This window comes from Paenibacillus sp. FSL H7-0918, assembly GCF_038007025.1.
Classification (GTDB): domain Bacteria; phylum Bacillota; class Bacilli; order Paenibacillales; family Paenibacillaceae; genus Paenibacillus_AQ; species Paenibacillus_AQ odorifer.
In genome coordinates this window covers 255,445-276,242 of the sequence record NZ_JBBOWJ010000003.1, presented here as the reverse complement: position 1 = coordinate 276,242, position 20,798 = coordinate 255,445, and the positions used below count along the sequence as shown (strand labels likewise).

Below are 20,798 nucleotides of genomic sequence, written 5' to 3'. Positions count from 1 at the left end.
ACTTTGCTTCTTTATAATTAGAACCATAACAGAAAGGAAGTGTTATGGTTGCTTACAATTAATAACTTAGTCAAACATCGCGGAACTGGGAAAATCTTATCAGGTATCAGTTTTAAAGCTAGACCTGGCAGAGTAACTGGTTTTCTAGGTCCAAATGGAGCAGGTAAAAGCTCTACACTTCGCATCCTGCTTGGATTAGATCGTGCTACCTCAGGGAGTGCACTAATCAATGGAAAGCCATTCGCAGAATTACAGAATCCTGTATCCACAGTAGGTGCCGCACTTGATGGATTTGGAGCTCATCGTATGCGAACAGGACGGGCACACTTGCGTTGGATTGCTCGTGCCGCAGGATTGTCTAACTCACGTGTCGAGGAAGTTCTGGAAATAGTAGGTCTTACTAATGCAGCCGGAAAAAGAGTTGGGAAGTATTCTCTTGGTATGGGGAGGAGACTTGGAATAGCAGCTGCGCTACTCGGTGATCCAAAAGTATTGATTTTAGATGAACCCGTAAATGGGCTCGACCCAGAAGGAATTCGGTGGATTCGGACATTTTTACGTGAACGTGCTGAGTCTGGAAATACGGTGTTGTTATCCAGTCATCTAATGGGAGAGCTTGCAGAGACGGTTGATGATGTGGTGATTATTAAGCATGGAACTATCGTTGCAGATGGAACATTGGAAGAAGTAATAGGTAACTATTCCACGCTGGAGGAAGCCTTTTTTGCCCTGACATCTGAAAATGCAGGTGAAGTTGTATGAGCGCATTTAACGCGGAACTATCTAAATTGTTCTCCTTACCGGGTATTTGGCTTGCTTTTCTCATTGGAGCGTTTGCCCCAGCGCTTATTTCTGCCTTGGACAGCATAGCACAAAAAGAGGAGATTATAGCTGGAGTTAGCACGCGGCTATCGGAAGTTGGCTATATCGGGTTAGCTCTTGGTGTGCAAGGCGTTATTATTCTTGGTGTGCTTGCTGTCAGCAGTGAGTATTTGACAGAGAGCAGTGAATCTGGTGGAGGACAACAGATTACAACGAGTTTAACTGTTGTTTCATCCCGAATTCATTTTTTATTGGCAAAAGCAGGTGCTGTGACTGTGATCAGCATACTGCTTTGTATTGTTGCTATTATGACAACTGTGTCTGCAACGCATCTTATTCTTGGTGAATATGCCCCTGCATTTGAATGGTCCAGACTTATCGGTGCCATTTGTTACTGGACATTCACTGCTCTTTTAGCACTTGGAATTACTTTTCTAACTAAGAATGGCATCCTCCCGCTTGCTGTGCTCATAATAAATTCATCCGTTGTATCATTTAGTGTCCTGTTGTATAGGGTTACAAAGTTGGCGTTTTACTTACCAGATAGGGCTGGCGCTGAAATGTTTATGTTTACGGACAACACGTCCACAGGCAGTTTATTCGAGAGGTTTCACACCCCCTTCACAGGCGGTTTAGTCATGTTTGCCTGGGTAGTCGTTGTTTTCATTATTGCAGCTATTGTATTCCATAGGAGGGACGTTGCAGCATGAGTGTCTCATCTAGTAGAAAGATAACACAAATCCTGGGTGCTGAACTGGATAAATTAGTTACATTACCATTGATAGGGCTCACTCTTTTGGTTACATTCATTCTTAATTTAGGTTTAGCCGCTGCTTTTACTTCTGTTGATCTACAAGGGGCAGCAGGAACGCAAAATATACTGAATACAGGACTTTCTTCTATGGGATATCTTCAAGCAGGATTCATTATTCTTGGTATCTTAGCTACTTGTTCAGAGTATACAGGGGGACAGATTCGAACTACTTTAACTACGATACCTTGGCGAGGGTTTCAATTATCCACGAAGTATTTGGCCTTGACCATTATAACCATTCCTGCGGCGTCTTTTACTACTGCATCAGGTGTACTATATACCTTTATCATGATGAAAGACACAGCAGTAGTGATTGAAATAGACGAAATGATAAAATCATTAGCAGGTGCAACAGGCTATCTAACTTTAACCACACTTCTCAGTGCAGCTATAGGTGCTTTATTAAGACGAACTACTCCTGCTTTAGTGGTACTGCTTGGCTATTACTTCATTGTCAGTCCATTGTCGAAAGATTTTCTACACAATACTAAATATTTTTTTCCAGATACAGCAGGATATTATATGTATATGCCGCCTTCCTCCGATGAAATAAATGTCCTTACACCAATGGAAGGGACAGGTATTTCCCTGTTATGGACACTGATCTTTATTACAGCAGCTATTATATTTTACCGTAAACGAGATGCCTAATTCTGAGCTAGCTGATTTGATCATTAAACTAGAATAATATGAAACAAACATTGATGTTTGGATAAAAGATGTTTATGAGCAATTCAATGACTAAGTATTTGCTCTTAAGAACGGACACCAATATGAGTGTCCGTTTATTTTATAAATCTGGACTGATCAGTTCAGATATGTTATATTTCAATGACGGGAGGTGTTACTTATCGCTAGGACAAAAGAATTTAACAAAGATCAAGCGCTGCATCAAGCCATGCTGTTGTTTTGGAAAAAAGGATATGAAGCGGCTAGCATACCGGATTTACTAGAGGTGATGGGCATCAGCAGATCCAGCCTTTACGATACTTTTTCCGACAAGCAAACCTTGTATACAGATGCCCTTGAGCATTATAAAAAGGGGAATTTCAATAAGCAGGCTATTCTTGAACATGCATCTAGCGTTAGAGATGGAATTCTTCAATTTTTTGAGTATCATATTGCTTCAGCATACGATACCAGCCTGCCGGGCGGGTGTTTTGTTACGAATGTAGCTACAACATTGGAGTCGCCAGATGAAAAAATTAATGAGTTGATAAAGACTAGTTTTTTGGAATTAGAGCAAGCTTTTTGTGACCTTTTAAAAAAGGGCCAGCAACGGGGAGAAATTGATAAAACGACTGATATCAAAGTGTTGTCTTATTTATTGTTGAATTTACATCAAAGCATTAATATTATGGCCAAAGCAGATCAGAATCCGGAACGTGCAAAAGAGATGATTAGCTTTGTAATAGCAGGAATCTAATTTTTTTTAATTATTCCGGAACGATCATTCCGTTATTGAGAAATCCCTCAAAATAAGGAGAGGTGTCTAATGAAAGTATCGTTTATTGGGCTTGGAAATATGGGGCTCCCAATGGCCCAAAATCTGTTGAAAGCGGGTTATGAATTAGTCATCTTTAATCGGACCCATGAAAAAGTTGAACCCTTAATGAAACAGGGAGCACGATATGCCAAAACACCGCTAGAGGCAGTGAAAGAAAGCAATCTTGTAATTACCATGCTTTCTGATGATGCTGCTTTGAAGGAGGTCGTCGAGGGACCAGATGGTGTTCTGAATGGATTGTCGGAAAATGGAATTCACATCTCTGCCAGTACAATCAGCGTAGATCTGGCTCGAAAATTATCCGTCTCGCATGCGGAGCGAAAGCAACACTTTGTGTCTGCCACGGTGATGGGGCGCCCAGATGCCGCTAAAGAAGCTAAATTGCGTATTATTTTAGCTGGTCCGGAACAAGCAAGACAACGGGTACTTCCCGTTTTAACAGTATTGGGTCAAGAGATAGTAGAGATTGGGGATCACGGCGAAGAAGGGAACGTTGTGAAAATTGGCGTTAACTTTCTAATTGCTTCAATGCTGGAAGCTTTGTCGGAAGTGCAGCTAATGGTAGAAAAGCACGGTATTGATTCGTCCCAATTTATGAATGTCGTGAATGCTCTTTTTCAATCTCCAATATATCAGAACTATGGAGCGATCATGAGCGAACAACGCTTTGAACCGGCCGGTTTTAAAATGAAGCTTGGGTTAAAAGATGTTGCATTGGCTATTGAGGCAGCGAAGTCCGTTCAAACTCCTCTACCTTTAGGTCAGCTTATCCACCATCACTTGTCTGAAGGAATTGCCAATGGTTATGGTGAGTTGGATTGGACGGCTTTAATCCGTTGTCTTGAGCATTCTTCTTAAGAAATTGGGTTGCACCGATGATGTCGGGCGAATTGCTAGAGAAAATATAAGGAGAGATTAACTATGGAAATAGGTGTTACTTCGTTCATAGAAACAAAGCCTGATACTGAGACCGGAGTTGTGATGAGTCACGCACAGCGATTACGAGAAGTCGTCGAAGAAATCGTCCTTGCGGATCAGGTAGGACTTGATGTGTTTGGCATAGGTGAGCATCATCGTGAAGATTATGCAGCTTCATCACCCGCAGTGGTGTTGTCTGCTGCAGCCCCCCTAACAAAGCGGATTCGATTGACGAGTGCTGTGACGGTTCTTTCATCAGCTGATCCTGTCCGTGTGTTTCAGGATTTTGCCACGCTTGACGGCTTATCCAATGGACGTGCCGAGATTATAGCGGGCCGGGGTTCCTTTGTTGAATCCTTCCCTCTTTTTGGGTATGACTTGCATGACTATGAGGATTTATTTAATGAAAACATCGAGCTGCTTCTGAAAATACGGGAATCTGAGAAAGTTACATGGAGTGGAGGACATCGATCAGCGATAAATAATCTGGGTGTATACCCGCGCCCTGTTCAGCACTCTTTACCCGTATGGATTGGTAGTGGCGGTACCCAGGAGTCTGCCGTGCGTGCAGGACTTCTGGGCCTGCCATTAGTCCTGGCGATTATCGGTGGAAACCCAACCAATTTTGCTCCGCTTGTACAACTGTATAAAAAGGCGGCAGCTCATGCCGGACATGATGTATCACGGCTTCAGGTAGGTTCACATTCCATCGGATTTGTTGCAGAAGATACGGAACAGGCGGCAGAACTCTTTTTTCCGTCTACCCAGTACGGTATGAATAAGCTCGGCAAAGAACGGGGGTGGGCGTACTACGATCGTTCCAGCTATGATGCTGCCCGACGCTTTGATGGTGCGTTGTATGTAGGGGATCCGGAGACAGTCGCCCAAAAAATAATCCATCTGCGTAAGCATGTAGGGATTACACGATTCATGATGTATGTTCCCTTAAGTACGATGCCGCATGAGTTGGTTATGCGGGCTATAGAACTGCTCGGTACAGAGGTTGCGCCGCGAGTACGAGAGGAAATTGCCAAGTGGGAAGCTCAAATGGGATAAGGATTATCTATGAATAAGACGTAAACGAACGAATTCATTATTTTATTTGGAGGGATTATTATGAGTGTTGAACCACGTATACTACCAGAATTAAGAGAGGTTTATTCACAATTTCCTGGATTTGAATTGGAGAAGAATTTAGAGTGGAGCAGGAGCTTAGTGTCAGCTGCATCCGTGGAAGGATCAGAGCATGTAAACACAACCAGGCGCAAAATCCCGAGGGATGGAGGCGAGATGCTGGTGAAAATTTATGAGCCTGCCGGGCGAACGAATGACTTGTTACCTGCCATGCTATGGATTCACGGGGGAGGATACGTGTTAGGACATCCGGATATGGACGACGAATTATGCGAACGTTTTGTTCAGACAGCTGAATGTATAGTCGTATCGGTTGATTATAGGCTTGCTCCCGAGCACCCTTATCCGGCGGCGATCGAAGATTGTTATGCTGGATTGGTATGGATGACGGAGGAGGCAGCCTTGCTTGGCATTGATGTGGATCGGGTTGCAATTGCCGGTGCTAGCGGTGGCGGCGGACTGACAGCAGCACTCGCGCTGATGGCGCGTGATAAAGGAGGACCGTCTCTTATTTTCCAAATGCCATTATACCCGATGCTTGACAACCGTAACATCACACCGTCCAGTCATGAGATTACGGAAGCAGGCGCAATCTGGAACCGAACAGACAACATAGCAGCTTGGAACATGTACCTGGGCAAGGAGAGCGATGTCAGAGGAGAATCTACTTATGCAGTACCCTCGAGAGCGGAGAACTTGGCAGGTTTGCCGCCAGCCTATACTTGTATAGGTCAGCTCGATCTATTCCGAGACGAGACAATGGAGTATGTGGCACGACTTGCACAAGCAGGTGTAGATGTCGAATTCCACCTGTATCCCGGTTGTTTTCACCTTTTCGAAATTTTTGCTCCAGAAACAGAAGTGAGTCAGCGCGCTGTTCAGGGCTATATGGATGCGATGGCCCGGGCACTTCATCCTAGCTAATTATAGGGACTAAAATAAACTGCGAATACGCAGAAAAAGTTGAATGGTTATTTAAGTAGAGACACGTAATTATTCGGGAAAGATTCATAAAAAAGATGAGGTTGTTGATTTTAAAAACAGCCTCATCTTTTGTTATATATTATTGATTTCAAAAAAGGCTTAGATTACTATCGTATTGTTCATTGGAAGCTTATTTCTTCAATTTTTATTTACATGATGCAAAACAGTTTAAATATTGATAGGGTAGGCTTATATATTTGTAGACAGCTTGATCCAAATTATATCTAGTGATAAGGAGAATACAACATGTGGGATAAGATTAAGGGTGGGCTTTACGGCTTATTGATTGGAGATGCTCTTGGTGTCCCCTATGAATTCAGATCAGCGGAGCAGCTCCCACCTCTGGAGCAGATTGAGTTTACTCCTCCTGTGGGCTTTCAGCCCACCTACCGAGATGTTCCTGCCGGCACCTGGTCGGATGATGGTGCGCAGGCACTATGTCTGCTGGAGAGTCTGATCGATAAAGGTACACTGGAGCTAACTGATTTTGCTGACAAATTGGTCGACTGGTATCATGAAGGTAGATGGGCAGTAGCCCAACAAGTTTTTGATGTTGGAATACAAACCAGTCGTACGTTGTCTACTTATTACCAAGGAATGTCCCCTTACGAGAGTGGCAATACAGTTCCTGATGGGAAAGGGAATGGGGCGCTAATGCGCGTGCTACCACTTGCCTTGTGGCACAAAGGAACAGATAAACAACTCGTTCAGGATGCACATACTCAATGCCTTGTAACTCATGCACATATCTGTAATCAGGTATGTTGTGCCTTCTATGTGTTAATTGCACGTGAACTGTTGCAAGAGCAAGACTTCAATCTGTGCTACCGAACTGCTCTTAGCAAGCTTCGAACGATCTACCAGCAGATGCCTGAGCATGAACGGGAGCTCGAAGAGAACATTCATCCAGATAAAGTATTCTATGGCGAAGGATCTGGTTATGTTGTGGATTCCTTGTTCAGTGCGTGTATGATCCTCCAAACCTGCACTTCCTACGAAGATGCCGTCAAACGAGCAGTTGCCTTAGGCAACGACACGGATACAACAGCCTGTATCACAGGTGGTCTTGCCGGAATCCGATATGGGTATGAGCATATCCCTCAGCGCTGGATCAACCAGCTGCGAGAGACAGATCTGGTTGATCAACTGCTGCTCCGTCTTCAATCTGCATGAGGAGTACTAGGTTCTATTAGCACTAACTATGAGGAGGAATGGGAATGAACGCAGCAGTACAGAGGTTTTTAGACGATGTGTGGAGCGAGATGATAACCATATACAACAAAGAGACTATAAGAATAAATGAATTCATAGGAAATCGTCCGCTCCAGGCAGGGATAAAGGATTATCTTCAGGTAGCTTGGCGTGACGGAAAAATACATATTGATGTTGAAGAACCGTTCGATTGGACGGACAGCTCTTATGAAATCGAAGCAGGTCCTTATATCGCCGAACTCACGGATGAATTAATTAGATCTGAACTTTACCCGGTATTATGCAAGAGAGTGGAGGAGCTTTTTTTATCAGAGAAGTTAGGTCCTCGTTTTTTTGATTACCGATTCCAGATCGTACTTTCCTTTGAAATGGAGGACGAAGACTTAACACTTTGCGTGCATCTGGTTAACGAAGAGAAGCTGAACGAACTCCGCAAATCATTACAGAAGTTTATAACATCCAAAATCATGTCTGATCTTCCCGTATTGCCGAGTGTTGATGACCAGTTTTTCTTTTCTCATCACTTGATGAACCCTGATCTTATGAAGCAAGAAGAAAATGCGGTTGGCCCATTAATTGAGCATTTATCCGACAAGCTCAGAAGTAATAGGCGACGCTTAGACGAATGGACTGGCCAGTATACTTTGGCTATGGATAATTGGATTCAAAATATTTTTCTTCCACGCTATTTTGTGCGTACAGGCAGCTTTAGAATGGATTGGATACCTAAAGAGGATATGGCGCTTATGGATCCGAATGCAGATCAACTTTCCTTTTTTGTATATGCCGCTCTGCAAATTGGAAAAACGAAACCGGACATCCGGGAACAATATTTGAAACTAGCTGTCCAACTTGGTTCAAAACACGCAGCGGAGTATATCCTGGGGGGAAGCGGGAAATTCACTCCAGTATATAAAGGGACCCGTGTTGAAGTTGATAATAATGATGTAACACAGAGCATTGAAGTCCGGATTTTGAACGAGGAGGAAGCAGCTTATGGAGAAGCATTGGATCACATTACCCAATTGCTGCAGCAGGGATTCCCGAAGGAATATCACCTGAAGCTGAAAAGCAAACAAAGGAACTATCTTCCTCTAAAAAAAATGGCTAAATCAGGTCTTCATCAGTTTTTTGCTGGTGCACTAGCCTATCCGTCTCTTTTTCCTAAGCTGGCTGCGTATGCGGATATCGCAATGGAGCCCTATGCGTGGTACAAGGACACGGAACCGGGTGAAAAGTCGGTCATGCCTGGTACCTATGCTGTACTCGGATTAGGATTATATAGCAAGGAATATTTCTCACTCGTCTCTCATTATATGGAGAGGGTAGATTCGGAGCACCAAATGATACAGCATAGTTATGCGGAGACCTTTATTGATACGCACGGTGTGGAGGCTGAGCTTATGCCAGTTCTAGTCGACATTCTGCTAGCAGGAAATGAGGAAGCAAGAGCTGTCAAAAACTTCGTGATCGATCGGGTCGAGCTTGCAGAAGCGCTGCTTCAAGAGCTGTCGCCTAAAGAAATATATGAACGGGAGCAGGTTCTATACCGGATATTCGGAAGCCGTGCAAAGCTGGAAAAATCCGTGAAGTCAGAGCAGACGGAGCTTGAGCTTAGAGTTATTCTCTCGGAGCTACTGACTCTTATAAGTTGATGACGATATATAAAAATGGAATTCCCTATTGGTTCGGGCAGGAAGATGATGATGTTTTTATTGTGGCTTCAGTGGAGCCAAGTGGTTTATCATTTTATGCACAGATGAGTAATAGTGATTAGAGTTCTTGGATAGAGAGATTTAAATTGGAAGCGACAAAAGTATTAGGATTTGATGTTGGTGAACCCGAAGACGGGTTTATGTAATGAAGTGCACAATTTAATTGTGGGGATGATTTCGTGTTTACTGAAATGGTAACTCAGTATTTACCTGTTCTCTTAGAAAAAGAGGGTGATTATTTATTGGAGTAGAAAGACAGAATAGTAAACCTTAAAAACAGTCCACCTATTGGTACGTTAGTTGAACAAAATTAGAGGAAATCCCTTTTAATAGGGGTTTCTTTTTATTTTTACAAATTTAAAGTTAGTTCTGTTGAGAAGCCTTAAATAAGTACCTGTCTGTGGAAATAGGAAGAATTTGCTTGCCCTTCGCAGAATTTTCTGTTATTTTTGATAGTAACAATGTGTTATTAACAAAATGATACTAAGTATAACTAATTTTTTTCGCTCTATGAATGAGTGGAAAAAGCGGAGGGATGCAAGATGAAAAAGGTGGCGGCTAACTGGAATCTGTTCGAAATTACGTGGTTGATACTATTTACCTCAATCGCTGTCGGGTTTACAGTGATTACAAAGGACTCTTTATTCGGATTCGCGGTATTTATTACTGGGGTGTTATGCGTGGTGCTTGCAGCGAAGGGCAACCTGATGAGCTATGTTTTCGGCATGTACAATACCATCGGTTATGCTTATTTGGCCTATATTAACGGTTTGTTTGGAGAGGTTATGCTGAATCTGCTATTCTTTGTTCCAATGAATGTCATTGGCTTCTACATGTGGAAAAATAATCGCCAAAAAGACGGTAGACTGACCATGCGGCAGATGGATCTTAGAAGACTGCTCCTCGTTGGGATGGTCTGTGTAATCGGCTGTTTAGTGCTCGGATTTGGGCTTTCGTTCATTCCGGGACAGAATTCGCCTTACATTGATGCCACTACAACGGTGCTATCTGTTGTGGCGACCTTCTTAATGGTTAGAAGATTCAAGGAACAATGGCTGGTCTATATCGTGCTAAATCTCTTTACGGTGCTGCTGTGGGCGATTCGCATGCTGGAGGGCAGCGGGGAAGGCCTACTGATGATCGTGATGTGGAGCGCGTATCTGGTCAACGCAGTTTACGGGTACTATATTTGGAATAAAGGGGCGAAGGAGGTGGCGGCATGAACACGCTTGGACTAACACTGGGGAAGTTTGCCCCGCTGCATAAAGGCCATCAGTTCATGATTGAAACGGCGCTACAAGAGGTCGATGAATTGATCCTAGTCATTTACGAAACGACAGTCACTCCGATCCCGCTTCATGTCCGGGCAAATTGGATTCGCAGGCTCTATCCGGAAGTCCGGGTAATCGAAGCTTGGGATGGTCCGGATGGATATTCGGATGACAGGGAGCATGAGGTTCGGGAAGAACAGTATATACTCGGTTTGCTGAACGGAGAGCAAGTAACGCATTTTTACTCGAGCGAATTCTACGGCAAACATATGAGTCTCGCTTTGGGTGCAATAGACCGGCGGGTGGATGAAGCCCGAGAGCGGGTCCCGATCTCAGCGACGATGGTCCGTTCCAATCCATATCAGTACAGGGAGTTCGTAAGTGATATCGTGTACCGGGATTTGATCACGAAATTGGTATTCGTTGGAGCGATGTCAACGGGTAAGTCGACGATCACCGAAGCACTGGCACAGCGATATTGCACAACGTTCGCAAGCGAATACGGACGCGATTATTGGACCGAACATCAGGTGGACCGCCGAATCGGCTTGGAAGCGTTCGATGAAATCGCGGTGGGTCATATCGAGCGCGAAGAACAGGCAATGCTTGCGGCGAACCGGGTTCTGTTCGTCGATACCAATGCGATCACGACGTATATGTTCGCCCTAGATTACCACGGCCGGGCCCCCGAGCTGTTAACCCGGATCGCTCTGGAGAACGCGCAACGTTATGATCTGTTCTTCTTATGCGCTGACGATATTCCTTACGACGATACGTGGGACCGCAGCGGGGATCAGAAGCGGCATGTCTTTCATAAACAGATTATCGCGGATTTGAAGGAGCGGCGGATCCCCTATATTACGCTGCGGGGGAGCCTGGAGGAACGTATACGCAAGGTAGATGAAGTGTTGGCAAAGTTCGAGCCCTACGGGAACTATTTCGGAGAGCTGAACGATTAAATCAAATATAAAGGAGGCATACCTACTTGGATTTGTTGGATAAGGATGGACTTACGGAATCTGAATTTTTGAAGCAATACAAGGCAGGCGATTACGAGCGTCCTTCAGTGACAACGGATATGGTTATCTTCACTGTGACGGAAGACGAGGCTGACAGTTATCGCAAACTACCAGAAAAAGAGCTACGCGTCCTACTAATTCGCCGGGGGGCTCACCCCTTCCTGGGCAAATGGGCGCTGCCTGGCGGTTTTGTCCGGCCGAATGAGACAACTGAGCAGGCAGCAGTAAGGGAACTATGCGAGGAAACCGGCGTGGAAGATGTTTATCTGGAGCAGCTGTATACGTTCAGTGATATCGGGCGCGACCCACGAACCTGGGTAATAAGCTGCAGCTATATGGCTCTGATTAACAGCGACAAGTTGGAGTTAAAGGCAGGAGATGATGCAGCAGACGCCGCCTGGTTCAAGGTATCCTATCGGCCGCTGCGGGAGCAAAAAGAACTGATTGTGGACGGATACATCAAGACACTTGAGTACGAACTCAAACTAAGTAGTGAAGAAGAAGAACTTTCGGCGGTCGTGGCGAGGACTATGACAGCGAAGACTACATCGACTGGCACGGATTATGAGATCGTATCGAATGACGGATTGGCTTTCGACCATGCGAAGATCATAGCATGCGCTATTGATCGGTTACGGGGAAAAGTGAATTACACCGATATTGCACTGCACTTGATGCCGAAGCTTTTTACCTTGACGGAACTGCAGCAGGTTTATGAGGTAATTATGGATAAAGAGCTGTTGAAGGCGGCCTTCCGGCGTAAAGTAGCCGATCTTGTAGTGGAGACCGATCATTATACCGAAAATGCGGGGCATAGACCATCCCGCTTATATCGAAGAAATTTGGAGGGTTAACGATGATTTACAATATCGATGAGTTAAGAAAAGCATATAACGAGGGAAAAAAGTTCAAATTCGTGTTTTTTTGGGGACATACACCGCCTAAGGACGGGAGCGTTGATAAAAGCTGCTTCAGCCAATGGTGGCTGTGCCCGTTCACGGTAGAGGGAACGCAGTACTCATGCGCCGAGCAGTTTATGATGGCCGAGAAGGCAAGGTTGTTCGGCGATGACGAAATGCTGGAGTCCATCCTTAAAGCTAAGCATCCAAAGGAGATGAAGGCTTTTGGACGTGCGGTCCAAAACTTTGACAAAGATATTTGGGATAAGGAATGTTACAGCATCGTCAAAAGAGCCAGCTTGGCCAAATTTTCGCAGAATCCGAAGCTTAACGATTATCTTAACTCGACGAAGAACCGCATCCTCGTCGAGGCTAGCCCGCGAGACCGTATTTGGGGGATCGGCATGGGCCAGTCCAATCCGGATGCGGAGAATCCCATGAAATGGCGGGGCAGAAATCTGCTGGGGTTCGCACTGACGGAAGCGCGGGACGAGTTGCTGCGGAGTTAGATTTATACAAGATTAAATTAATGGACTTGAGGAAATCAATGACAGGATGAGGGATGACCGTGAAATATACCGATTATATCTGCCTGAAAACAGGAAGATACCAATCAGTAGGAAAGTTTGGCGATAATATTTATGCATATGAGGTCCTTACGGGGGTAACCGACTCCCCGGAGTACCATCAAATTTCTAAGGCGGAATTCGATTCTTTTGAAACTTGGAGCCAAGAGTACATTTCGCATCTTAAAAAAATGTATGAAATCATTAACCGTCCCGTTATCTGCAGCGGCTACTTAGGGAGAGCGGAACTTGATCCTTCACTGCTTCGGAATATTTAGCTGTAAATAATATCTTCTACTGAGAGTATAGAAACGATTCTTCGCTCAGAGGACAAGAACATAGTCTCACTGGATGCCGCGCTGTGCGCGGCTTTTTTTATCGGTACAAGTTCTTGTCTTTTGTTTAGGGCAAGAACTTGTCCCCAATGTCACTTAATGATGATATACTTACCTCATTAATTATGATATTGATAATCAATATCAATTGAATTGATAGGTGATATATAAATTGCAAAAGGTGAGATGAGGGAGCGCAGATAGATGCAAGACGAAGCAGCAGCAAGCCAGGTATTTACACCGGAGATGATCGATACGATGGCCCACATTTGGACACGTTCGATCATTACATTAATAGATGTACGTTTTCAGAATGTAGCGTCCCAATACCCGTTGGAGCAGTATAAAATGCCTAGTAGCATGTTTATCTATGCATGTGGAGGAGAAGCACAAATTCAACTGAATGAAACCACATTTGGAATGGAACGCTTTGGTTTAGTTCACGGAGGGAAGGGGAGCCTGCTCAGTATTTCACCTAAAGGGGAGAATGTGAAGACCTTTATGGTATTTTATAAAGCAGAATTACCTCTTTTTTTCAAGAGGCACCTGCAGCAATTACTGGAGGAAGTAAATCCATTTGTTCAACAGTATGGTTATACACCAAGTAATCCTATCTTGCTACTCGATTGGTTTCAACAGATGATGAATGGCTGGAACCGCGGCAAAGCGATGGATCAGCTGCAGGCCAAAAGTTTTCTATATCAATTGATACATGGGGTGTACAGAGATTTTGAGAGTGGGGAGATTCGGTATCTCCAGCCAGATCCAGCCTGTTCTGCCAAGATATATCTCGATAAACATTACATGCAGCCGATTATGTTCCAAGAAATTGCTGATATGTTTGGGATCAGTGGCGGGCAATTGACGCGGCTGTTCAAAAAAAAGGAAGGCATGAGCTTACAGGAGTACCTCATTCAGAGAAGGATTGAAGCTGCCTGCCATGACTTGAAACATACAGAAGCAACCATTAAAGAGATCGCAACAGGATCTGGTTTTGCAGATGAGAAAAATCTGTTTCGGATGTTTAAGAAGTATTACAAGATGACACCAAGTGATTATCGGAAAATAAACGCACTATCTATGCAGGTTGATGGTATTGATAATGATTCTCATTTTCTTTACTATGAGAGGGAACTAGCGGGTCTAGTCCAGTCTTATAGAGAAGGGGAATCAATCATGTTTGGAAAAGTAAGAAGTAAAGAAATGATCTTGGCGGCGACGATGAGCTTGATGCTGTTATTGTCGGCATGTGCGTCGGGAACGCCATCGAATAACGGGGGAACGGTGAATTCAAACCCTGCGCAGACACAACAGACGACACAACCGGAAGTATCGGAGACGAATGCTTCAGAAGCAGTCTCGCAGACGAGAACGATATCCACAGTAAAGGGCGACGTTAAGGTACCGAACAACCCTCAGCGTGTTGTAGTCGATTATTTGGTTGGTGATGTAGTGGCCCTAGGTGTAACTCCTTTAGGGGTGGCGAGAGCGGCAAGGGACGGGAAAGAGGCTGTTTTTGCTAACCAGATTACAGACTCTATTAAAATAGCTATGGAGCCGGAAGATGTCATGACTCTTGAGCCTGATCTGATCATTTTAGCATGGGGCGATGAAAATTATGAAGATTTATCCAAAATTGCCCCGACAATTTATGTCCCTTATGGTGATATGACTACAGAAGAGCGGATACATTTTATTGGTGATGTTTTGAACAAGCAGGAAGAGGCTAAGGCTGTTCTGAGTGCTTATGCCGGAAAAATCGAAGAAGCGAAGCTAGCCCTTCAGAATGCAGGTCTTTCAGACGTGACGATTACTATGGGGGAATTCAGTGATAAAAGTAACTACATCGCTGGAGCCAAGCATGCGGTTGGCGAGCTTGTTTATAATGGACTTAAAATGAAGGCACCTTCAAAAGTTCAAACTGATATTATTGACGCAGATAAATATTGGGGAGATATCTCTATGGAGGTCTTGGCTGCTTACATAGGGGATTATCTAATCGCTATAGGAGATACGGAAGTCCCTACTGATAATGCTGTCTGGAAATCGCTACCTGCTGTGCAACATAATCGGATCATATCGGTGGGTACATCGCTATCTTGGTCCACGGATATAATGACTTCCAGTGCATTGATTGATCATATTGTAAATCAATTGCTGGCTATGGCTAGATAAGGATTTTGACGAGGTAAAAAGAAGTACTCCAATTTGTAAATATGACTATCAGTAGGTAAGGAAAGGAAAGCGTAATGAAAAACAAGCCTGAACAAAAACGCCGTGGGGCGGTGAATTTCACCATGTACATGGTGGTAGGGCTTGGATTAACGGTTCTCATGTCGGCGGCGTCGATTAGCTTCGGCGCCGCCGACATGAGGTTAGCGACTGCATGGGAGGCTATTTTCCGATTTGATCCAACGCTCACTGAGCATCAAATTATACAAACCCTACGTCTTCCGCGTACCGTAGCCGATCTGATCGTCGGATGCAGCCTTGCGGTATGTGGGGCTATTATGCAGGGAACGACGCGAAATCCGCTGGCTGACTCCGGGCTGATGGGCATCAGCTCTGGGGCAGCATTCGCGATTGCTCTTTGCCTGGCCTTTCTGCCGGGTTATTCGTATGGGCATATGATGCTGTTTGCTTGTCTGGGAGCAGCACTCGCGACCGGGATCACTTACTTCATCGCGTCACTGGGCAAGCGCGGGATGACGCCTCAGCGGCTGGTACTGGCAGGACTGTCCATCTCTATGCTATTTGGCGCACTCAGTCAGTATTTAGCGATCAATTATAATCTGGGTCGAGCATTAGCATTCTGGACGGCAGGCAGTACAGCGGGGGTTAAGTGGGGGGAATTGCTGATCATCTCACCGCTATTTGTTGGTGGTGTACTGCTGGCGCTGGCGCTATCTCCTTCTGTTACACTGCTCAGTTTGGGGGATGATGTGGCAAGTGGACTCGGTATTCGTAGCGGACTGGTCAAAGGTTTATCGACGATTATCGTGCTCGTGCTGACTGGATTGGCTGTTGTCTTAGTTGGTCCGATCGGGTTTGTTGGTCTGATTACCCCACATATTGTGCGATACATGGTCGGTGTCAACTATCGTTACATTATTCCGGCAGTTGCACTATATGGTGCGTTGCTGACCGTGTCGGCCGATCTGGCTGGCCGCTTGATCAATAAGCCGTTCGAAACACCGATTGGTATTATATTTTCTATCATTGGTGTGCCGTACTTTCTCTTCCTGGCTCGCAAGCAAAGGAGGGAATCTGAATGATCAAGCAGCGTTATACGGTGCAAAGGGGCATTATCGTCAATATAGTGCTTATGGTGCTCATCCTTATGTTTGCTGTCATTAGCATGAATTCTGGCAAAATGAATCTTTCACCGCTAGAAGTGCTGAATGTTCTCCTCGGAAACGGTACAGATAAGCAAAATCTGATCGTGTTCGATTTTCGCCTGCCACGAATCACACTGTCGATCTTGGTAGGTCTGGGAATGGGAGCGGCTGGGGTCGTGATGCAGAGTTTGCTGCGTAATGACATGGCTAGTCCAGGGACGCTGGGGATTAGTTCGGGATCGGGTTTGTTTGTCCTGTTCTTCGTCGTATTCATCGCATCGACAGGAAAGGGCTCCTTTATTGCCCTACCACTACTGGCCTTTGTTGGCGGATTATTGGCGGCGGGATTGATCTTCTTATTGTCGTATCGCCGTGGGCGAGATATTTCGCCAATCGGTTTGATCTTAACCGGGGTCGCACTCGGAAGCGGGTATGAAGCGCTGACCACCTTCCTGACTCTCAAGCTGAATGATTCGCAGATGGATTTCATGCTGCATTGGCTGGCGGGAAGCTTATGGGGCGCTGATTGGCGTTATATTTCCGTACTGGCACCATGGGTCTTGATTTTACTCGGCTATATTTTCTACAAGTCTCGCATACTTAACACCCTCCATCTGGGCAATCAGACGGCAGAAGGGCTGGGTCTTGCCGTGAAGCGGCAGTTTTTGGGGTTGTCGATCGCTGCGGTTGCTTTATCCTCTGGCAGTGTGGCCGTGGGCGGAAGCTTCTTTTTCGTTGGCTTGATCGCTCCGCATGTGGCAAGAAAACTGGTCGGGCCCGATCACAAATTGCTCGTTCCGGCTGCCAGCCTGACCGGAGGATTAGTCGTGGTGCTGGCTGACACGATTACGCGCACGGTTAGCTTGGGGGGAGATGTGCCGACGGGAATCGTCATTACGGTCATCAGTGTTCCGTACTTTCTTTATTTACTATCGAAGGCCAATTAGGAGGACGTCATGGAAAGTATTACAGCGCACCAAATCGATATTGCCTATAATGACACGCTTATCGTAAAAGAACTGAACTTGCAGATTCCGCGTGGACAGATTACCTCGATTATTGGTCCCAATGGATGCGGCAAATCAACCGTACTAAAGGCAGTCGGTCGGTTGCTCAAGACGAATAATGGTACGGTTTATCTGAATGGCGCCGATATCCGTACGCTGTCCACCAAGGAAGTGGCCAAGCAGATGGCGATTCTGCCGCAGACGCCGACCGCACCGAGCGGTTTGACGGTCGGTCAATTAATCGCCTATGGGCGTTTTCCACATCAACGGGGCTTCGGCAAGCTCTCCAAAGAGGATAAGCAAGTAGTAGCCTGGGCCCTATCGGTTACACAGCTTACAGCGTTTGAGCATCGTGAGGTCGATACGCTATCTGGCGGTCAGCGTCAGCGCGTATGGATTGCGATGGCGCTCGCCCAGCAAACCGATCTGATCCTGCTGGATGAACCCACCACCTATCTGGACCTGGCGCATCAGCTTGAAGTGCTGGAACTGCTCTATGAACTAAATCGCAGTCAACAGGTGACGATTGTGATGGTGCTGCATGACCTGAATCTGGCAGCACGCTTCTCCGACTATATGGTGGCGATTCGTGAGGGTCAGGTGGTGGAGCATGGTTCGCCAGAGCGTGTAATGACGGTACGGACGCTGCGTGAGGTATTTGCCATTGATGCCGAGATTATGCTGGAACCACGAACAGGGCGACCGGTGTATGTGACGTACGAGCTCTTGCGTGATAATCGTAGAGAACAAGGTGTGGATCAAGGATTCCCAAAAGCTAAGGAACAGAAGGAGGCGATTGCCACTTGAAAATCGCATAGCGTGTCCTCCTAGGCGCACGGAAATACTGGTGCAGTTAGGCATTGGATTTGCCGGTGTCATGATAGCCACGATTCAACGCGTATAGCCTTTGGTGTAGCTTCCACAAGCAACTAACTCCATGAAAGTGGGCTAAGGCTTGTTGCAGAGGGGAGAGATAATAATAAATAACAACATATCCTAAATTCACAGCCGCAGGTAACTAGCTTGCGGGCTTTTTTTATTATTCGGAGCACTAGATTACGTGATTAATTTGAGAGAACCAGTATATATAACTCTAAATGAAGCAAGGAGGACTATTGAAGGTATCAGAGGAATGCGCAACAAGCAGATTGCCCGGAAACTGCAGATGGGGACCGCAACACAGCAGTTGAGAAGATCAGCTGGTTCAGACTCAGGCGCACAATCACAATAGAATCTAAACGTGGCTGAAATCTTGGAACAGATGTATCACACGGTGAAGACAAATCGGGCTGAACCGTACCATTAAATAGGGTGAAAATTAGTTGTGAATGAAGTTTATATAGAGATAAAATTAACCCCTAAGATGACTCTTAGTTTTTTTCATATGACTTAATACAACAATATTTACAAATTCATGATACGATATTGCTAAATCGGGAGATAGATGCTCCATATTTAAGATAGAATTAATTATTGATAGAACTGTTGAAGATGAATCATAACAAAATGATTGATGATCAACCAAGAATGTTTACTGAAACTATTATGACTCTGTAGAATGGGGGCCAATATATGTCATTAGCTAATAAAAAAGAAGAGTGTTTACTTATAGAGACATTAAAATCGCATATACCAAATGTAGAGGAATTACTGAATCCAGCAGTTGAGGAATCAGAAATAAATCTTTTCGAGAGCATGATGAACTGCAAATTTCCAGAAGATTTCAGAAAGCTATACATGAATTTTAATGGAGAAGGAGAGCAGATTTTTGGCATAATGGCTGGTCTTGGTTGGATGAACATTGAATCGATAGTAAGCAACTGGAAGTCCCTTTTGGAATCAGCGTACGATATTATATCCAGCAAATCAGATGTAATAAAAGATGGGAACTACAGAGAAGGCTGGATTCCTTTTGCTGAAGATGGTGGTGGCTCATTTTTGGCAATAGATTTAGACCCCGGAGAAAAGGGCGTTTATGGGCAAATTATTACGATAGATCATAATTCTCATTTTTCCTATGTTATTGCAGAAAGTTTGGGACATTTCTTTGAATTTATCGATTCGAGTCTCAGAAATAGTAGTATTGGTATTCGTGAAGAAGAAGCTGTAATCATATTATCCCGTGAAAGTGGAAGTTTGTTAGATGATATTTTGGCTCTGACTAATTTGAATATCGAAGAGAACAGCCTTATCCCTGTAAGCGGATTTTGGGAAGAGTATTTTAAAGACGATGTTGAAAGTGGTTTTGTATCTTCAAAAACATTGAAAAAAAAGAGAATGGTATTTATTAGAGCTGATCAAGCTCAAAAATACGGAGCAATATCTTTGGATATTTTAACCCATATGGTTAATCTTAAAGAACTTATTATACATGCGGATGAAATTACTAATTTTGATGTACTTCAACGGTTGACTTCTTTAGCAGAACTTGTGATAGGATCAGAAGCTTTTAAAGAGTCTGATTTGAAGTACTTGGTTTCTTTAGATGGGTTAAGGAAGCTAACATTAATAGGACTTCCATTAAAAGATATACATACACTGAAAGATATAAAGAAATTAAAGAGTTTGAGATTATGTAGAATGAACTCAATTGATAGGGGATTAATTGGAACTATAAAAAATTTGAAGGAACTAAGCTTAGAAGAAATGGAGGTTGGCGACCTGCTTTATATTTCAAACCTTAGTAAGTTAATAAAACTAGAGCTCAAACAAGTGACAATACCACATTTATCATTCTTAAAAGCTTTAAAGAATCTAACGGTTTTTGAGACAGATAGCTGTGCAATAGATGAATCACATATAGAGGTTATAGGAGAATTGAAGAAATTAAAGCAGTTCACTTATCCGGTTGGAGATTTAACAATACTCAAAAATTGTATGAGTCTAAAGCAGATTGGAGTAGATGCATCAAGACTTAAAGGTTTGGAGGAAATTTCAGACTGTAATATAGTCGATATAACTATATTTCATGCAACATCGAAAGAGAACGCGAAGTCCGTAGTTGCGGAGTTTAATAAATACTTTAAACTTCAGTCATATGGATGGCAGGTCACATGGAAAGATTAATGAAGCTTGCCTGCACTGAGCTTTATCATTATAGGGTGAAATTTTTATAAAAGAAAGGAGACTAGCCATATTGGTTAGTCTCCTTTCTTTTTGCCGTTAGACCAACGCTGATACCTAATAAAATAGTAATGATGAAGCAGAAAAATTGTAGACATAAGATTTAAGCCATTGACCTTTCCGCTAAGCAATCA

20 protein-coding genes are annotated in these 20,798 nt (G+C 44.3%); all 20 read left to right on the top strand.

Annotated elements, in window-relative coordinates; genetic code table 11:
- Positions 1-48 precede the first annotated feature (48 nt).
- The 20 genes from MHI15_RS21200 to MHI15_RS21105 all read left to right on the top strand — a co-directional run bounded on the left by MHI15_RS21200 (position 49) and on the right by MHI15_RS21105 (position 20,607).
- Entirely contained in the window at positions 49-762 is a 714-nt protein-coding gene (locus MHI15_RS21200) for an ABC transporter ATP-binding protein (RefSeq protein WP_076279714.1), read from the top strand.
- Positions 759-1,532 carry an ABC transporter permease gene (locus MHI15_RS21195; protein WP_341164807.1) on the top strand — a complete coding sequence of 258 codons (774 nt, stop codon included), beginning with the start codon at positions 759-761 and terminating at the stop codon, positions 1,530-1,532. Before MHI15_RS21200 ends, MHI15_RS21195 begins: the two co-directional genes overlap by 4 nt.
- Positions 1,529-2,287, top strand: a complete 759-nt coding sequence (locus tag MHI15_RS21190; protein WP_076126564.1) for an ABC transporter permease — start codon at positions 1,529-1,531, stop codon at positions 2,285-2,287. The genes MHI15_RS21195 and MHI15_RS21190 overlap by 4 nt, the downstream gene beginning before the upstream one ends.
- A gap of 190 nt (positions 2,288-2,477) precedes the next feature.
- Positions 2,478-3,062, top strand: coding sequence for a TetR/AcrR family transcriptional regulator (locus MHI15_RS21185; protein WP_254848966.1), 585 nt, complete (start codon positions 2,478-2,480; stop codon positions 3,060-3,062).
- 69 nt (positions 3,063-3,131) lie between these two features.
- Positions 3,132-4,001 (top strand): NAD(P)-dependent oxidoreductase, encoded by an 870-nt coding sequence (locus MHI15_RS21180; protein ID WP_341164806.1) that lies wholly within the window; start codon positions 3,132-3,134, stop codon positions 3,999-4,001.
- 63 nt (positions 4,002-4,064) lie between these two features.
- Positions 4,065-5,117, top strand: coding sequence for an LLM class flavin-dependent oxidoreductase (locus tag MHI15_RS21175; protein WP_036677037.1), 1,053 nt, complete (start codon positions 4,065-4,067; stop codon positions 5,115-5,117).
- A gap of 60 nt (positions 5,118-5,177) precedes the next feature.
- Positions 5,178-6,119 (top strand): alpha/beta hydrolase, encoded by a 942-nt coding sequence (locus tag MHI15_RS21170; protein ID WP_341164805.1) that lies wholly within the window; start codon positions 5,178-5,180, stop codon positions 6,117-6,119.
- A gap of 306 nt (positions 6,120-6,425) precedes the next feature.
- A complete protein-coding gene (locus MHI15_RS21165; RefSeq protein WP_076126570.1) occupies positions 6,426-7,352 on the top strand; it encodes an ADP-ribosylglycohydrolase family protein in 927 nt (308 codons plus the stop codon).
- A 44-nt stretch (positions 7,353-7,396) separates the two neighbouring features.
- Positions 7,397-9,046, top strand: coding sequence for a DUF6138 family protein (locus MHI15_RS21160; RefSeq protein ID WP_341164804.1), 1,650 nt, complete (start codon positions 7,397-7,399; stop codon positions 9,044-9,046).
- Complete coding sequence (locus MHI15_RS21155; protein ID WP_341164803.1) at positions 9,046-9,168, top strand: hypothetical protein; 123 nt, start codon at positions 9,046-9,048, stop codon at positions 9,166-9,168. The genes MHI15_RS21160 and MHI15_RS21155 overlap by 1 nt, the downstream gene beginning before the upstream one ends.
- 480 nt (positions 9,169-9,648) lie before the next feature.
- Positions 9,649-10,329, top strand: coding sequence for a nicotinamide riboside transporter PnuC (gene pnuC, locus MHI15_RS21150; RefSeq protein WP_341164802.1), 681 nt, complete (start codon positions 9,649-9,651; stop codon positions 10,327-10,329).
- Entirely contained in the window at positions 10,326-11,336 is a 1,011-nt protein-coding gene (locus MHI15_RS21145) for an AAA family ATPase (RefSeq protein ID WP_076217643.1), read from the top strand. The genes pnuC and MHI15_RS21145 overlap by 4 nt, the downstream gene beginning before the upstream one ends.
- A 26-nt stretch (positions 11,337-11,362) precedes the next feature.
- A complete protein-coding gene (locus MHI15_RS21140; protein ID WP_076277376.1) occupies positions 11,363-12,250 on the top strand; it encodes an NUDIX domain-containing protein in 888 nt (295 codons plus the stop codon).
- A 2-nt stretch (positions 12,251-12,252) separates the two neighbouring features.
- Positions 12,253-12,804: an NADAR family protein gene (locus MHI15_RS21135; RefSeq protein WP_340033122.1), complete on the top strand. Its 552-nt coding sequence runs from the start codon at positions 12,253-12,255 to the stop codon at positions 12,802-12,804.
- 59 nt (positions 12,805-12,863) lie between these two features.
- A complete protein-coding gene (locus MHI15_RS21130; RefSeq protein WP_340033123.1) occupies positions 12,864-13,139 on the top strand; it encodes a hypothetical protein in 276 nt (91 codons plus the stop codon).
- A 261-nt stretch (positions 13,140-13,400) separates the two neighbouring features.
- Positions 13,401-15,371: an AraC family transcriptional regulator gene (locus tag MHI15_RS21125; RefSeq protein ID WP_341164801.1), complete on the top strand. Its 1,971-nt coding sequence runs from the start codon at positions 13,401-13,403 to the stop codon at positions 15,369-15,371.
- A gap of 74 nt (positions 15,372-15,445) precedes the next feature.
- Positions 15,446-16,471, top strand: coding sequence for a FecCD family ABC transporter permease (locus MHI15_RS21120; protein WP_076281778.1), 1,026 nt, complete (start codon positions 15,446-15,448; stop codon positions 16,469-16,471).
- A complete protein-coding gene (locus MHI15_RS21115; protein WP_076179405.1) occupies positions 16,468-17,481 on the top strand; it encodes a FecCD family ABC transporter permease in 1,014 nt (337 codons plus the stop codon). Before MHI15_RS21120 ends, MHI15_RS21115 begins: the two co-directional genes overlap by 4 nt.
- Positions 17,482-17,490: 9 nt before the next feature.
- Entirely contained in the window at positions 17,491-18,348 is an 858-nt protein-coding gene (locus MHI15_RS21110; RefSeq protein ID WP_341164800.1) for an ABC transporter ATP-binding protein, read from the top strand.
- A 765-nt stretch (positions 18,349-19,113) separates the two neighbouring features.
- A complete protein-coding gene (locus MHI15_RS21105; protein WP_341164799.1) occupies positions 19,114-20,607 on the top strand; it encodes an SMI1/KNR4 family protein in 1,494 nt (497 codons plus the stop codon).
- Positions 20,608-20,798 lie beyond the last annotated feature (191 nt).

What these genes read in the sequence shown, in the direction of transcription:
- MHI15_RS21195 (WP_341164807.1), top strand. Translation starts at nt 759, where the DNA reads ATGAGCGCATTTAACGCGGAACTATCTAAATTGTTCTCCTTACCGGGT.
- MHI15_RS21110 (WP_341164800.1), top strand. Translation starts at nt 17,491, where the DNA reads ATGGAAAGTATTACAGCGCACCAAATCGATATTGCCTATAATGACACG.
- MHI15_RS21105 (WP_341164799.1), top strand. Translation starts at nt 19,114, where the DNA reads ATGTCATTAGCTAATAAAAAAGAAGAGTGTTTACTTATAGAGACATTA.
- MHI15_RS21180 (WP_341164806.1), top strand. Translation starts at nt 3,132, where the DNA reads ATGAAAGTATCGTTTATTGGGCTTGGAAATATGGGGCTCCCAATGGCC.
- MHI15_RS21115 (WP_076179405.1), top strand. Translation starts at nt 16,468, where the DNA reads ATGATCAAGCAGCGTTATACGGTGCAAAGGGGCATTATCGTCAATATA.
- MHI15_RS21135 (WP_340033122.1), top strand. Translation starts at nt 12,253, where the DNA reads ATGATTTACAATATCGATGAGTTAAGAAAAGCATATAACGAGGGAAAA.
- MHI15_RS21165 (WP_076126570.1), top strand. Translation starts at nt 6,426, where the DNA reads ATGTGGGATAAGATTAAGGGTGGGCTTTACGGCTTATTGATTGGAGAT.
- MHI15_RS21125 (WP_341164801.1), top strand. Translation starts at nt 13,401, where the DNA reads ATGCAAGACGAAGCAGCAGCAAGCCAGGTATTTACACCGGAGATGATC.
- MHI15_RS21175 (WP_036677037.1), top strand. Translation starts at nt 4,065, where the DNA reads ATGGAAATAGGTGTTACTTCGTTCATAGAAACAAAGCCTGATACTGAG.
- MHI15_RS21145 (WP_076217643.1), top strand. Translation starts at nt 10,326, where the DNA reads ATGAACACGCTTGGACTAACACTGGGGAAGTTTGCCCCGCTGCATAAA.
- MHI15_RS21190 (WP_076126564.1), top strand. Translation starts at nt 1,529, where the DNA reads ATGAGTGTCTCATCTAGTAGAAAGATAACACAAATCCTGGGTGCTGAA.
- MHI15_RS21160 (WP_341164804.1), top strand. Translation starts at nt 7,397, where the DNA reads ATGAACGCAGCAGTACAGAGGTTTTTAGACGATGTGTGGAGCGAGATG.
- MHI15_RS21120 (WP_076281778.1), top strand. Translation starts at nt 15,446, where the DNA reads ATGAAAAACAAGCCTGAACAAAAACGCCGTGGGGCGGTGAATTTCACC.
- pnuC (WP_341164802.1), top strand. Translation starts at nt 9,649, where the DNA reads ATGAAAAAGGTGGCGGCTAACTGGAATCTGTTCGAAATTACGTGGTTG.
- MHI15_RS21155 (WP_341164803.1), top strand. Translation starts at nt 9,046, where the DNA reads ATGACGATATATAAAAATGGAATTCCCTATTGGTTCGGGCAGGAAGAT.
- MHI15_RS21170 (WP_341164805.1), top strand. Translation starts at nt 5,178, where the DNA reads ATGAGTGTTGAACCACGTATACTACCAGAATTAAGAGAGGTTTATTCA.